At 68.9% G+C, this 13,824-nt stretch carries 12 protein-coding genes; 5 read left to right on the forward strand and 7 right to left on the reverse strand.

The features are described from left to right. Window positions 1–54: 54 nt before the first annotated feature. A complete protein-coding gene (locus BM362_RS33515) occupies window positions 55–636 on the forward strand; it encodes an NADPH-dependent F420 reductase (RefSeq protein ID WP_067589601.1) in 582 nt (193 codons plus the stop codon). A gap of 19 nt (window positions 637–655) precedes the next feature. After that, window positions 656–1,819: an FAD-dependent monooxygenase gene (locus BM362_RS33520; RefSeq protein WP_208865415.1), complete on the forward strand. Its 1,164-nt coding sequence runs from the start codon at window positions 656–658 to the stop codon at window positions 1,817–1,819. Here BM362_RS33520 and BM362_RS33525 read toward each other — a convergent pair. After that, complete coding sequence (locus BM362_RS33525; RefSeq protein ID WP_067589981.1) at window positions 1,810–4,314, reverse strand: DEAD/DEAH box helicase; 2,505 nt, start codon at window positions 4,312–4,314, stop codon at window positions 1,810–1,812. The two genes, BM362_RS33520 and BM362_RS33525, sit on opposite strands and share 10 nt — an antisense overlap. Window positions 4,315–4,466: 152 nt before the next feature. Between BM362_RS33525 and BM362_RS33530 the strand changes: the two genes are divergently transcribed. Further along, window positions 4,467–5,720, forward strand: a complete 1,254-nt coding sequence (locus tag BM362_RS33530) for a hypothetical protein (protein WP_037816131.1) — start codon at window positions 4,467–4,469, stop codon at window positions 5,718–5,720. A gap of 5 nt (window positions 5,721–5,725) precedes the next feature. Here BM362_RS33530 and BM362_RS33535 read toward each other — a convergent pair whose 3' ends face one another. Continuing rightward, window positions 5,726–6,430, reverse strand: a complete 705-nt coding sequence (locus BM362_RS33535) for an SDR family NAD(P)-dependent oxidoreductase (protein ID WP_093575897.1) — start codon at window positions 6,428–6,430, stop codon at window positions 5,726–5,728. Window positions 6,431–6,532: 102 nt separating this feature from the next. Between BM362_RS33535 and BM362_RS33540 the strand changes: the two genes are divergently transcribed. Further along, a complete protein-coding gene (locus BM362_RS33540) occupies window positions 6,533–7,090 on the forward strand; it encodes a TetR/AcrR family transcriptional regulator (protein ID WP_093575898.1) in 558 nt (185 codons plus the stop codon). Between the two features lie 32 nt (window positions 7,091–7,122). On the opposite strand, the gene BM362_RS33545 is transcribed toward BM362_RS33540, so the two are convergent. Both BM362_RS33545 and BM362_RS33550 read right to left on the reverse strand, forming a co-directional pair. Further along, complete coding sequence (locus BM362_RS33545) at window positions 7,123–8,343, reverse strand: MFS transporter (protein WP_093575899.1); 1,221 nt, start codon at window positions 8,341–8,343, stop codon at window positions 7,123–7,125. Between the two features lie 112 nt (window positions 8,344–8,455). After that, window positions 8,456–9,547, reverse strand: a complete 1,092-nt coding sequence (locus tag BM362_RS33550) for an adenosine deaminase (RefSeq protein WP_067589586.1) — start codon at window positions 9,545–9,547, stop codon at window positions 8,456–8,458. 211 nt (window positions 9,548–9,758) lie between these two features. Here BM362_RS33550 and BM362_RS33555 point away from each other — a divergent pair, with 211 nt between their 5' ends. Then, window positions 9,759–10,850 (forward strand): PA containing protein, encoded by a 1,092-nt coding sequence (locus tag BM362_RS33555; protein WP_067589583.1) that lies wholly within the window; start codon window positions 9,759–9,761, stop codon window positions 10,848–10,850. A gap of 55 nt (window positions 10,851–10,905) precedes the next feature. Here BM362_RS33555 and BM362_RS33560 read toward each other — a convergent pair whose 3' ends face one another. From BM362_RS33560 to BM362_RS33570, 3 genes are read right to left on the reverse strand one after another with little or no spacing between them, the layout of a single operon-like run. Further along, a complete protein-coding gene (locus tag BM362_RS33560; protein ID WP_067589580.1) occupies window positions 10,906–12,180 on the reverse strand; it encodes a thymidine phosphorylase in 1,275 nt (424 codons plus the stop codon). After that, entirely contained in the window at window positions 12,177–12,566 is a 390-nt protein-coding gene (locus BM362_RS33565) for a cytidine deaminase (protein ID WP_067589577.1), read from the reverse strand. Before BM362_RS33565 ends, BM362_RS33560 begins: the two co-directional genes overlap by 4 nt. Further along, window positions 12,566–13,804 carry an ABC transporter permease gene (locus BM362_RS33570; protein WP_093575900.1) on the reverse strand — a complete coding sequence of 413 codons (1,239 nt, stop codon included), beginning with the start codon at window positions 13,802–13,804 and terminating at the stop codon, window positions 12,566–12,568. Before BM362_RS33570 ends, BM362_RS33565 begins: the two co-directional genes overlap by 1 nt. Between the last annotated feature and the right edge of the window lie 20 nt (window positions 13,805–13,824).

A 13,824-nucleotide genomic window follows, 5' to 3' on the forward strand; every position in this document is an offset into this window, starting at 1 on the left:
CCGGGGTTCCTAACGTCGTTTGCGTACAACCACGCGACGACAGGAGACCTTCCCATGCACATCGCCCTCTTCGGCACCGGCGCCGTGGCGTCCGCTCTCGGCAGCCAATGGACCCGGCACGACCTGACCGTGTCCGGCCGCTCCCCCGCGCACGCCGCCGCCTTGGCCGCCGAGCTTGGCGCCGAGGCCGTGGACTGGGCCGAGGCCGCCGCCCGAGCGGACGCCATCCTGCTGGCCGTCCCGACCACCGCCCTCGAAGCCCTGCTCACCCCGCTCGACCTCACCGGCAAGGTCCTCGTCGACTGCACCAACACCCCCGGTGCGACCGGCGAACCCGTTGCCGCGCGGATCGCCGAATACGCCCCGGGCGCTTCAGTGGTGAAGGCGTTCAACCTCGCCCACGTGGACGTCTGGCGAATGACCCCGCCGCTGTTCGAAGGTCGCCCGCTCGGCGTCCCGCTGTGCGGCACCCCGGAGGCCGTCGCCGTCGCGACGGAGCTGGTCCAGGACCTGGGCTGCACTCCCCTGCCCGCCGGCGGCCTCGACCGAGCCGCCCTGCTGGAAGCCGCCGCCGGGTTGGCGATCGGCCTGTGGTTCGACGGCCTGGATGCGCGTTCCATGCTCATGGCCAGCTGATCGGGCCTATCCTGGCCTGGTGCCCACAAGTGGATCGGCGGTAGTCGTCGGCGGGGGAATCGGTGGCCTGGCCGCGGCGATCGGATTGTCGCGAGCCGGCTGGCAGGTCACGGTCTTCGAACGCCTGCCCGGTGATCTGGACGACGCCGGTTCCGGAATTTCCCTTGCCGCCAACGGTGTGCGCGCCCTGGACGCGTTGGGAGCCGGCGACGCACTCCGCGCCGCCGGCTGTTTCCAGCGCAGGGTCAGCACCCGCAGCCCGCGCGGGACTTGGCTGGCCCGCATGGACGGAGCCGAACTCGAACGCGTCGCCGGCACGCCGATCGTCGGCATCGCACGGTACGAATTGCATCGGTTGCTGCGTACGCTGCTGCCCACGCCGGTGGTGCGGGAGGAGGTCACCGCCGTCGAGGGCAACGCCGTGGTCACCACCTCCGGCCGTCACGAAGCCGAGGTGATTGTCGCCGCTGATGGCGTCAACAGCCGGCTGCGCAAACGTTTCTTCCCCGCACATCCTGGCCCGGTCTACAGTGGATCGGCCGTCATCCGCGCCATCACGACCGAGCCGTTCGCACTGTCCTCTTCGGACTTCAATCTCACCTGGGGCCGAGGAGCCGAGTTCGGGCACATCGGCTTGGCGGACGGCCGAGCCGAATGGCACGCCGTGCTGACCATCCCGGCAGGCACCCGTTATCCCGACCCGATCGCCGAAATGCGCCGCCGCTTCGGTTCCTGGCACGAGCCGGTCACCGCCCTGCTCGACGCGACCGAACCGGAAGCCGTTCTGCACCACGATGTGTACGAACTGGTGACGCCGCTGCCGTCCTATGTGTCCGGTCGAGTCGCCTTGCTCGGCGATGCCGCGCACGCGATGCAACCGAACCTCGGCCAGGGTGCCTGCCAGGCGTTGGAAGACGCCGTGACACTCGCGCATGCGCTGTCCTCAACCGACGTCGACACCGCGCTCACCCGATACGACGCAGAGCGCCGCCCGCGTAGCCAGGCCATCGCCCGAGCCGCCCGGCAAACCGGCCGGATGGGCCAGCAGCTGACGAACCCGTTCGGAATCGCGATGCGGAATCTGGCGTTCCGGGCCATGCCGACGTCGGTGATGGCGCGGTCGATGCTGCGCTACACCCGCTGGCAACCGCCGGCCAAGGACGGTCCCGGCACTCAGAACTGATTGACGTCCACGATCCGCACCACCGCGCTGCCCGCCTCGTCCGACGCGCGCAGATCGACCTCCGCGCTGATCCCCCAGTCATGGTCGCCGGCCGGATCGTCGAAGATCTGCCGCACCCGCCACAGGTCCGGCTCCTGCTCGATCAGCAGCAAGGCCGGGCCGCGCGCGTCCGGGCCGATTCCGAGCGAATCGTGCTCGTCGAAGTAGTCCTCGATCGCGTCTTCCCACGCGCCGGAGTCCCAGCCGGAGGCGGCGTCCAGCGAGCCCAGTTCGTCGTACGCCCGGCGCGAAGCCAGCTCCACCCGGCGGAACAACTCGTTGCGCACCAGTACGCGGAAAGCTCGCTCGTTGCGCGTGACCGCGGGCGGCTCGGGCGGCGGCCGGTGCGACACCGGGCCTTCCTCGTCCGGATGCCGCAGCGCTTCCCATTCGTCCAGCAGGCTGGAGTCGACCTGCCGCACCAATTCGCCGAGCCATTCGATGAGATCCTGCAGCGATTCGGTCTTCGCCTCGTCCGGCACGGTGTGCCGCAACGCGTCGTAGGTGTCGGCGAGGTAGCGCAGCACCAGGCCTTCGGAACGCGCGAGCTGATAGAAGCCCACGTATTCCACGAAGTTCATCGCGCGCTCGTACATATCGCGCACCACCGACTTCGGCGACAGCTCGTAATCCGCCACCCACGGGTGCCCAGCACGATACGACTGGTAAGCCGCGTTAAGCAGTTCCTCCAACGGTTTCGGGTACGTGACGGATTCGAGCAGCTCCATCCGCTCGTCGTACTCGATCCCGTCGGCCTTCATCGCCTGCACGGCTTCCCCGCGCGCCTTGAACTGCTGCTGCGACAACACCGGCCGCGGGTTGTCCACTGTGGATTCCACAATGGACACCACGTCCAGCGCGTACGACGGCGACTCCAGGTCCAGCAATTCGATGGCAGCCAACGCGAACGGCGAAAGCGGCTGGTTCAACGCGAAATCGAACTGCAGGTCCACCGTCAGCCGGACGATGCGCCCCTCGGCATCCGGTTCGGGCAGCTTTTCCACCACACCGGCGGCGAGCAGCGAACGGTAGATCTCGATCGCCCGCAGGATCAGCTTCCGCTGTGCCGGCCGGTCCGAATGGTTGTCCTCCAGCAGATGCCGCATCGCGTCGAACGCGTTGCCCGGCCGGGAAATCACGTTCAGCAGCATCGAGTGGCTGACCCGGAAACTGGACGTGAGCGGTTCCGGATCGGCCGCGATCAGCCGGTCGAACGTGCTCTCGGTCCAGTTGACGAAGCCCTCCGGAGCCTTCTTCCGGACGATCTTCTTTTTCTTCTTCGGGTCGTCGCCCGCCTTCTCCAGCGCCTTCGCGTTCTCCACCACGTGATCCGGAGCCTGCACGACCACATAACCGTCGGTGTCGTACCCGGCCCGGCCCGCGCGTCCGGCGATCTGGTGGAACTCGCGCGCCTTCAAATGCCGCTGCCGCACGCCGTCGTACTTCGTCAGCGCCGAGAACACCACGGTCCGGATCGGCACGTTGATGCCAACGCCGAGGGTGTCCGTCCCGCAGATCACCTTCAGCAGCCCGGACTGCGCGAGCGTTTCGACCAGCCGCCGGTATTTCGGCAGCATGCCCGCGTGGTGCACGCCGATGCCGTGCCGCACGAGCCGCGAGAGCGTCTTGCCGAACCCGGCGGAGAACCGGAAGTCGCCGAGCAGGTCGGCGATCGCCTCCTTCTCCGCCTTGGTCGTGACGTTGATGCTCATCAGCGTCTGCGCCCGTTCGATGGCCGCGGCCTGCGAGAAATGCACGACATACACCGGTGCCTGGCCGCCGTGGAGCAGCTCGGACATCGTCTCGTGCAGCGGCGTGAGCGCGTACCGGAAGGTGAGCGGCACCGGCCGCTGCGCCGAAGTGACCACCGCGGTCGGCCGTCCGGTCCTCCGGGTCAGGTCCTTTTCGAAGAACGAAACGTCGCCGAGCGTGGCCGACATGAGCACGAACTGCGCGTTCGGCAGCTCGATCAGCGGGACCTGCCACGCCCAGCCGCGGTCCGGTTCCGCATAGAAGTGGAACTCGTCCGCGACGACCTGGCCGACCGGGGCGCCGGCGCCGTCGCGCAACGCGATGTTCGCCAAGATTTCCGCGGTGCAGCAGATGATCGGCGCGTCGGCGTTGACGCTCGAATCGCCGGTCATCATGCCGACCTGATCGGCCCCGAAGATCTCGATGAGCTGGAAGAACTTCTCCGAGACCAGCGCTTTGATCGGCGCGGTGTAAAAACTGCGTTTACCGTGCGCGAGCGCGGTGAAGTGCGCGCCGACCGCGACGAGGCTTTTGCCGGAGCCGGTCGGCGTCGACAGAATGACGTTGGCCCCGGAGACGACCTCGATCACCGCCTCCTCCTGCGCGGGGTACAGCTCGATACCCCGTTCGGCCGTCCACGTCGTGAAGGCTTCGAACAGGGCATCTGCGTCGGGATCCGCTGGCAGGAGGTCGGTGAGAGTCATCGTGGCGACCATCGTGCCATCCCGCCGCCGCCCGCAGGTGCAGGGGAGATCGCGGGTGCTTGCCCTAACCCGTAGGCTTCCCGTACCGCGCGCTGCCGGAGGGGACGGACAGGCGGGCGCGCACACGGGCGGTACTCGCGGAGGATTCGGCAATGGCACAGGACATCATCCCGATCGAGCTCGGGCTGCCGCAGGGCGACGTGGTCACCCTCTGGGCCCCGCGGTGGCGGGAGGACGGCGAGGAGTGGGAAGCGTTCCTCGGCGACGAGGACGACCTGTACGCCTTCCCGGACGCCGCGCACCTTGCCGCCTTCGTGCGCACAGCCGAGCAGCACGACCTGCTCGACCACCCGGCGTGGGACGCGGTGCCCGCGCTGAACGTGCCCGAGCTGATCCCCGACGACGACCACTCCTACGACCTCGTCGGCGTGCCCGAGCTGGTCGCCGAGGAGCCGGACTCGTGGACGATCGGCGAGCTGGCCGAGATCGTCGGCATCGTCCGTTCGCTCGCCGACGTGTGCGAGCTGGACGAGGTGCACGAGGTGCTCGACGCCTACGAGGGCTTCTCGCTGCTGGAGCAGGGCCGGCTGCCCTTCACCGGGCGCGAGGGCGAAGCGCTGTGGAACGACCTGTCGAAGGCCGTCTCCGAGAAGTGGGACACCGTGCTCGACGCGATCGACAACCTGGTGACGGTGCCGGACGTCGACGCCGCGGTGCTGGAGCAGACCGCCGAAGAGCTGGCCGCCTTCCACGAGGAATCCGCCGAGGCGGAGGCCGGTGAAGAGGACGGCGGGCCGGAAGACCTCGAAGCGGTCGACGCCGAGGACGAGGACGCCGAGGACGAGCCGGTCGGTTTCTGGGGCGAGGTCGGCATCGACCCGATCAAGATCGTCACCTCCGGCGCGGAGTACTACACGCTGCGCTGCTACCTCGACGACAAGCCGGTCTTCCTCGGCAACGAGGGCGAGATCGACGTGTTCAGCTCGCCGAAGGCGCTGCTCAAGGCGATCAAGGCGGGTGACGAACTCGCCGACACCGACCTCGCGAGCGTGTCCACTTGGGACGAGGTGCGCGAGAAGGCGGCGGCCGACGAGCTGGAGATCGAGGTCGACACCGACAACACCTACGTGTTCCCCGGTCTCGACGAGGACATCGCCGAGGGCCCGGAGTCGATCGACCCGACCCAGCTGGAGCTGGCCGTCGAGCTGATCACCGACGCCGCCGAATGGGCGGGCGACGACACCGTCGAAACCGCGCTGGCGGCCAACGAAAGCCTCGGCTGGCTGGTGTCGTTCGTGCTGCGGCCGGACCCGAGCCGGCTTGAGCCGAGCGCTCCGTTCGACACCGAGCAGAGCGCCTGGCGCAAGCTGGTGGAGGACTTCGAGAACCGCCTCACGGTGGTCTGAACCTGCTAGACGGCGTCGAACACGCTCTCGGCCGGGTCACCGGCGGAGAACATCTTCCAGGCGACGCCGGCGATCGCATCCGGATCCAGGGTGCGACCGCCGGCGTCGCCGTATTTTTCCCGCCCCGCGACGACCATCCGGTGAATGTCGCCGCGTTCGACCAAGCCGCCGATGATGAGGCTGCCCGCGTACACGCCGGTCCCGGCCAGCCCCTCGTGCAGCGTCCGCGCGTAGTTCCGCAACGCCGCTGACGACACCGCGAGCGCGCCGAGCGCGGGCATCGGCCGCACCGCGCTGAGCCCGCCGGCGAACAGGAATCCGCCGCTGCCGCGCTCCAGCATGCCCGGCAGCAGCTTGCCGACCACCTCGACGGCCGGATACACCCAGCTCATCGCCTTCTCGACGGCGTCGACAGTCGCTTCGGTGATGTCCGTGGGAAAGCTGTCCGGTTCGATCGCGGCCGGGCCGTAGTAGGCGACGTCGATGCCGCCGAACCGTTCGGTGACTTCGTCGAGCGTCGCTCCGATTCCGTTCCGGACGTCGCCGGCGAACGCTTCCGCGTTGTCGAGTCCGGCCAGGTAAGCCGGGTGCCGCTCAGCGGTACGCGAAACGAGCGCGACGCTGTATCCCTCCTTGGCGAACCGGTGGGCCATCGACATTCCGAGGCCGGGCCCGGCTCCGAGAACGACAGCGGTCGGGCGAGTGGTCATGGCTTGGTTTCCTTCCCCAGCATTAAGTCGAGGGCACCCTCGATTTCGTTCGCCAAGGTACCACAAAACCCGAGGACGCCCTCGACTTTGTACGATGGGCCCATGGCCACCGGATCGAAGCCGTTGCGCGCGGACGCCGCCCGCAACCGCGGCAAACTGCTGGCCGCCGCCACGCGCGCGTTCGGCGAGCACGGCCTCGACGCGCCGCTGGAGCAGATCGCCCGCAGCGCCGGGGTCAGCATCGGCACGCTGTACGCGCACTTCCCGACCCGGGACGCCTTTGTCGACGCGATCCTGCCCGCGCAGATCGCCGCACTGGACGATCTGGCGGCGAAGGCGTTGGCGGAGCCGGACCCGTGGCAGGGCTTCACCGGGTTTCTCGACGGGCTGTTCGCGTTGCAGGCCAAGGATCACGGCCTCAGCGACGCGCTCGCCCGCAGGTTGCCGTTGAGCCCGGCCGTACGGGAGGCGTGCCGCACCGGTTTCGAGCATGCGGAGCGCATTATCGACCGGGCAAAGGAATCCGGACAGCTGCGCGCCGATTTCGAACCCGCGGATCTCGCCCCGCTGGTCGCCGCGATGTCGCAGCTGATCCGCGAATCACCCGAAACCTGGCGTCGGCACTTGGCGTTCTTTCTCGACGGCCTGCGTGGCTCGTGAGTGGCGATCCCGGGGAGAACCGCGATCGCCACTCACGAGCCACCTACCTCCTCGCGCCCCTCCGCCCGCATCGGCACCACCCCTATTGCCAGCAGCGGGAAAACCGCCGCCACGCAATACGCCAGCGCGTACCGGCTGTCCCCGATCACCAGTCCCAGCAACGGCGGCGTCGCCGACGCGGCGATGTTCTGCGCGGTGTTCTGCGTCCCCATCGCGCGCCCCGACCACGCGATACCGGCCAGCTCGGCCGACGCGGTGAAGCCGAGACCGTTGTCCGCCACCGTGATCACCGCCGCCAGCACGAGCGCGGCCAGCACCAGCCACAGCCAAGTCGCGTCCCCGACCGCGACCAGCAGCATCACGACCACACTCGCGACAGCGAGCTGCCGCATCGGCCGCAACCGGCTGCCGACCCGGTCCGACCAATACCCCGACGCCAGTCGCCCGAGCGCGCCGAGCACCTGAGCCACCGCGACGAACACCCCCGCCTGCGCGGCGGTCCATTGATGCTGCGAGACCAGATAGACCGGCGCGAACGCGGACACCGCGAACTGCGGCACCACCAACAGCGCACTCGCGCCGTGCACTCGCCACAGCCACGGCTTGCGGTACGGCGACGGCGGCCGCTCCCCCTTCGCCGCACGCGGCGGCCGCGGCGGGTCCACGACGAACAGCGCCACCAAGAGCGCCACACCGACCGCCAGCACGGCAGGAAGCAGCATCGCCGCCTGGAACCCCCACTGCGCGGCCAGCGGCGGCAGCCCGAGCGCGGCCACTCCTACCCCCAGCGGCTGCGCCGTCTGCCGGATGCCCATCGCGACGCCACGCTCGGATTTGGCGAACCAGCCCATGACGACCCGGCCGCTCGCCGCGTTCACCGAAGCCGTGCACGCACCGGCTACGAGAAACACCCCAAAGAGAAGTCCGACCGGGTGGTGCCACAGGGCGGCGTACACGAGGAGTAACCCCGATACGCCCAGGCCCAGCGCCATGATGAGGCGCTCGCCGTAACGGTCCGCAGCCGCGCCCCAGGCGATGAGCGTGAGCAGCAGGCCGATGCTCGGCGCCGCGACGACCGTGCCCGCCTGCGCCAGCGTCAGATGGTCGGCCTCGCGCATGGCGGGCACGAGAAACGGCAGCCCGTAAAGAAAGGAGCAGCTGGCGGTCTGCGCGGCGAGGCCAAGCGCGAGGATCAGCCACCGTCGCGAACTGCCTTTTTGCCGCACCTGCTCCCCAGCCCCGACCTGCGCCATTCCGCCACCGTCTCAATATCTGAGATATACGTCTTACATGGTGAACGATAGTTGGCATGGCTAACGAACGCAACCGCCTTTCGGAGGCGGCCGCGTCCGACAGCTCGATGATTCAGCCGAGCGCCGCGTACCCGGGTTTGACGACCTTCTCGATCAGCTCAAGCCGCTCGTCGAAATCGAGGAACGCGGATTTCATCGCGTTGATCGTGAACCAGCGGAAGTCGTCGAGGCCGAAGCCGAACGTCTCGGCCAGCGCGGCGAATTCACTGGTCATCGTGCAGCCGCTCATCAGCCGGTTGTCGGTGTTGACGGTGACGCGGAAGCGCAGCCGGGCGAGCAGGCCGATGGGATGCTCGGCCAGCGACGGCACGGTTGCGGTCTGGACGTTCGACGAGGGGCAGATCTCCAGCGGGATCCGCCGGTCCCGGACGTAGCCCGCCAACCGTCCAAGATGGACATTTCCGTCGGCGTCGGTGGTGATGTCCTCGACGATCCGCACGCCGTGCCCGAGCCGTTCCGCGCCGCAGTACTGGATTGCCTCGCCGATCGAGGGAAGTCCGAACGCTTCGCCGGCATGAATAGTGAAGTGCGCGTTGTTCCGGCGCAAATAGTCGAATGCGTCCAGATTTCGGGTGGGCGGGAATCCGTCCTCCGGTCCGGCGATGTCGAATCCGGCCACCCCGGCGTCGCGGTAGCGCACCGCGAGTTCGGCGATCTCGAGCGCACGGGCGTGCTGGCGCATCCCGCACAGCAGGGTCCGCACCCGGATCCGCCCGCCGCCCGCGGCTACCCTCCGCATCCCTTCGGCGAAGCCCTCTTGGACAGCCTCGACCACTGCATCGAGTGACAGCCCGCGTTCCACGAAGAGCTCCGGCGCGTACCGCAGCTCGGCGTAGGCCACTCCGTCCGCGGCCAGGTCTTCCACCGCCTCGGCGGCAACCCTGACCAGTGCTTCCTCCGTCTGCATGACACCACACGTGTGGGCGAACGTTTCGAGGTACGACACCAGGGAACCGGAGTCCGCCGCGGCGCGGAACCAGCGGCCCAGCTCGTCCGGATCCGTCGCGGGAAGGTCCCGGTAGCCGAGATCCTCGGCGAGTTCGGCGACCGTGCCCGGGCGCACACCGCCGTCGAGGTGATCGTGGAGCAGGACCTTGGGGGCACGGCGCAGGATCTCCGCGCTCAGCGGGGTTACGTCCGACATCCTCCAACGGTAGCCTCGCTGTCATTCCCCTACCTGGCCGTAACCGAGAGCACCGGAACAACCCTCTGCTCAGCACTGTGCGCAAGGAATCGGCCATCCGGGTGGCACGGTCGTTATCCGCGTTCCCCGGGGGCCATACGCACAGCAATTTTCTTCATCGATAAGCTCGGGTCAGTCCCTTCCATTTTCCCCGCCGACGAAGGACACCGCAGTGACCACTGACAACCACATTGCCGCTCCGTCGTTCGACCGGATGCGCAACATGCTGGTGCGCGCGGCCGAGGTTCGTGAGAGCGAGCAGCAGCAGATCTTCGACGCGCTCGACGACATCTACGCCCGGCTCGCGCCGGTGGACTCCCTGGGCGCGGTGCGCAAGCGGCTGTCGGAACTGCCGGACCGGACCGAGGTCGGGGTGCTGGCGGAACGCCTCGACGAGGCGATGACACGGCTGGAGTCCCAGGACAACGCGATCGCCGCGCTCACGCACGCGGTGGAGAGCATCGTCGACAAGCTGGCGAAGCCCTTCGCCCAGCTCGACGGCCGCCTCGACGGCGTGGCGGCGCGGTTCGAGGGCGTCGCGGGCCGGATGGACGGGCTTGAGGACAAGCTGCAGAACATCCACCGCCGCCTCGACGAGCTGGGCGGGCACCTGGACAAGCAGGACGCGAAGCTGGAGTCGCTGCCGCAGACGACACAGGGCCCGATCCGCGACCGGATCGAGATGGCCGAGACGTCGCTGCGCGAGCGGATCGAGACCACCGACCAGGAACTGCGCTCGCGCGTGGACGAACTGGACCGCGCGACGAAGGAACGCATCGCCACCGCGACCGACGCGCTGAAGAGCGCGGTCTCCGACACCGGCGAGATGATCGACCCGGCCGCCCGCCTCGACAGCGTCGGCACGAAGCTCGAAACGATCACCCAGCGTCTCGACGACCTGTCCAGCCGCATCGACAAGGTCGAGGACGACGTCACCGGCCGCATCGGCGACCTGGACGGCTCGGTCCGCAGCGGCCTGTCGAAGGTCGAAGGCACGCTGTCGAAGCAGCCGGACACCGACGCGGTCGACTCGCTGGTGCGCCGCAGCAACGACGAATCCGTGCGGCGGATCGGCGGCCAGCTGGACGAGGCGATGGCGACCTTCGCGGAACTGATGCTGGGCGGCGGGCCCGCGGTGCAGCAGATCGCCCCGCCGCCGCCCGCGCCGCGGCAGCCTCGTCGCAGCTCCCGCAACGGGCGGTCGCCCAAGGCCGCGGACGCCAAGGCCAAGGCTGGCGGCGACGCGGACGAGCCGACTGACTGAGCTGAATGACCGAAGCCCCGTCCGGGATCCGGACGGGGCTTCGTCGTTTCCGCGGTCAGGGCCGAACGGTGTCCAGCACGATCCCCGTCGCAGCAGGTGCCTCCGCACCCACCTCGAACCCGCCCTCCAGCGCCGCGAGGGCCGCCGGGATCGCCTCCGGAGTGTCCGTGTGCAGTTCCAGCAACGGCTCCCCCGCCACCACCGCGTCGCCCGGCTTCGCGTGGCACAAGATTCCCGCCGCGGCCTGCACCGGGTCTTCCTTGCGCGCCCGGCCGGCCCCGAGCCGCCAAGCCGCGACACCCACCGCGTAGGCGTCCAGCGAAGTCAGCACCCCGGAAGCAGGTGCTGGGACGACGTGCACCGAAGAAGGTCGCGGCAAGGAGGCCGAAGGATCGCCGCCCTGCGCGGTGATCATCCGAGCCCACACCTCATAGGCCTCACCGGACGCCAGCACCTCAGCCGGATCCACGGAAATCCCCGCCAAAGCAAGCATTTCCCGCGCCAGCGCCACCGTCAGCGAGACCACGTCCGCCGGGCCACCGCCGCGCAGGACCTCGACCGCCTCCGCGACCTCGACCGCGTTCCCGACCGCCCGCCCGAGCGGCGTGCTCATGTCGGTGATCAACGCGGTGCACGCCACCCCGTGCGCGGTGCCGATGTCCACGAGCGTCCGCGCCAGCAGCTGCGCCTCCGGCACGGTCTTCATGAACGCCCCGGAGCCGGCCTTCACATCCAGCACCAGCCCCGAAGCACCCTCGGCGATCTTCTTGCTCATGATCGAGCTGGCGATCAACGGCACCGACTCGACCGTCGACGTGACATCCCGCAGCGCGTACAGCTTCTTGTCCGCCGGAGCCAGCCCCTCAGTCGCCGCGCAGACCACCGCGCCGACCGAGTTCAGCTGCGCCGCGATCTCGTCCAGCGACAAAGCCGCGCGCCAACCCGGGATCGACTCCAGTTTGTCCAGCGTCCCGCCGGTGTGGCCGAGTCCGCGACCGGACAGCTGCGGCACCGCGGCACCGCACGCGGCGACCAGCGGAGCCAGCGGCAAGGTGATCTTGTCGCCGACCCCGCCGGTCGAGTGCTTGTCCACGGTCGGGCGCGCGACGTCCAGCGACAGCCGCGAACCCGAGCCGATCATCGCGCCGGTCCAGCGCGCGATCTCGCCGTCGTCCATGCCGCGCAAGAAAATGGCCATGGCCAGTGCGGCCATCTGCTCTTCCGCGACCACTCCGCGGGTGTAGGCGTCGACGACCCAGTCGATCTGTTCGTCGCTCAGCCGTCCGCCGTCACGCTTGGCCCGAATGACATCTACCGCGGCGAACGTCACGGCAGGTCCTCCGGCCCGAACGCGTCCGGCAGCACCTCCGACATCGGCAGCACCCCGCGCGGAGTGTCCACCAGGCACGAAGATCCGCCAAGCTCAAACAGAATCTGGCGGCAGCGTCCACAAGGCATCAACAGCTCACCCGCGCCGCTGCGGCAAGCCACGGCGACCAAACGGCCACCGCCGGACAGTCGCAATTGACCGGCCATTGTGCACTCAGCGCACAAACCCAAACCGTAGGAAGCGTTTTCGACGTTGCAACCGGTCACCTGACGGCCATCGTCCACAATGGCCGCGACGCCGACGTGCAGTCCCGAATAAGGCGCGTACGCGTGCGAAGCCGCCTTGACCGCCTCAGCTCGCAGAGCTTCCCAGTCCACTTCGGACATCAGTCGCCCTCACCTCGCCGATACTGCGCACCGTCCGCCTTGGGCGGCCGAAGTCGTTGCGACGCAACAGCTAGCACGATCAACGTCACGAAATGCGCGGTGTAGGGGATCAAGTCGCTCGGCAGCGTGTCGTTGGTCCAGTAGATCGCGTACAGAATGCCGGCGCCGACCACGCCGAGCGCGGCCGCGAGCCAACGCTTCCGGATCAGCTGCACGATCACGATGATCGCCAGCAGAATCACCGCGCCGTACAGCAACGCCAGCACCGCGTCACCGCCGCCGGCGAGCTGCAGACCGTCGGAGTACCCGAACAGCGCGGCACCGCCGAGCAGCCCGCCCGGTCGCCAGTTGCCGAAAATCATCGCGGCCAGACCGATGTACCCGCGGCCGTTGGTCTGGTTCTCCAGGTAGTCCGCGCCGCCCTTGAGCAGCACCAGGGAGGCACCGCCCATGCCCGCGAAGCCGCCGGAGATCAGCACGCCGACGTACTTGTAGCGGTACACGTTCACGCCGAGCGACTCCGCCGCGACCGGGTTCTCACCGCACGAACGCAGCCGCAGGCCGAACCGGGTGCGCCAGAGAATCCAGTAGCTCACCGGGATCAGCACGATCGCGAGCATGGTCAGCGGCGCGACCCCGGTCACCAGCCCGCGCAAAATGCCCGCGACGTCGGACAATCCGACGCGCTGCTGGTCTTCCAGCGAGCCCAGCCAGTCCGAAAGCCCGGCCGCCGAATAGGTGTCGAACTTCGGCACCGGCGGCGACTGGCGCGGGTTGCCCGACAGCGGCTCGAAAATCAGGTTCGCCAGATACTTCGCGACACCGAGCCCGAGCAGGTTGATCGCGACCCCGGAGACGATGTGGTTGACGTTGAACGTCACCGTCGCCACCGCGTGCAGCAGCCCGCCCAGCGCGCCGAACGCGATCGCGGCCAGCAGGCCGACCCACGCGCCGCCGTAGTACGCACCCCAGGCCGCGCCCCAGGTGCCGAGGATCATCATGCCTTCGAGGCCGATGTTGATCACGCCGACGCGCTCGGCCCACAGCCCGCCGAGCGCGCACAGCAGGATCGGCAGCGCCAGCCGCAGCGCGGTCGACGCGGTGTTGCTGGACGTCAGCGCCGAAACACCGGTGGCGTACGACGCGGTCGACATGACCGCGATCGCGACCACGGCCCAGATCACGCCGCGCAGCCAGCCGGGAATCCGCGGCCGCTTGCGCTTGACCGGCACCGGCATCCCTGACTCCGGTCCTGGCC

Source organism: Amycolatopsis rubida, assembly GCF_900115345.1.
Lineage (GTDB): Bacteria > Actinomycetota > Actinomycetes > Mycobacteriales > Pseudonocardiaceae > Amycolatopsis > Amycolatopsis rubida.

Excerpts from the sequence above, each read along its gene's own strand:
- BM362_RS33515 (WP_067589601.1), top strand. The coding sequence starts at position 55 with ATGCACATCGCCCTCTTCGGCACCGGCGCCGTGGCGTCCGCTCTCGGC.
- BM362_RS33525 (WP_067589981.1), bottom strand. The coding sequence starts at position 4,314 with ATGACTCTCACCGACCTCCTGCCAGCGGATCCCGACGCAGATGCCCTG.
- BM362_RS33530 (WP_037816131.1), top strand. The coding sequence starts at position 4,467 with ATGGCACAGGACATCATCCCGATCGAGCTCGGGCTGCCGCAGGGCGAC.
- BM362_RS33535 (WP_093575897.1), bottom strand. The coding sequence starts at position 6,430 with ATGACCACTCGCCCGACCGCTGTCGTTCTCGGAGCCGGGCCCGGCCTC.
- BM362_RS33540 (WP_093575898.1), top strand. The coding sequence starts at position 6,533 with ATGGCCACCGGATCGAAGCCGTTGCGCGCGGACGCCGCCCGCAACCGC.
- BM362_RS33545 (WP_093575899.1), bottom strand. The coding sequence starts at position 8,343 with ATGGCGCAGGTCGGGGCTGGGGAGCAGGTGCGGCAAAAAGGCAGTTCG.
- BM362_RS33550 (WP_067589586.1), bottom strand. The coding sequence starts at position 9,547 with ATGTCGGACGTAACCCCGCTGAGCGCGGAGATCCTGCGCCGTGCCCCC.
- BM362_RS33565 (WP_067589577.1), bottom strand. The coding sequence starts at position 12,566 with ATGTCCGAAGTGGACTGGGAAGCTCTGCGAGCTGAGGCGGTCAAGGCG.
- BM362_RS33570 (WP_093575900.1), bottom strand. The coding sequence starts at position 13,804 with ATGCCGGTGCCGGTCAAGCGCAAGCGGCCGCGGATTCCCGGCTGGCTG.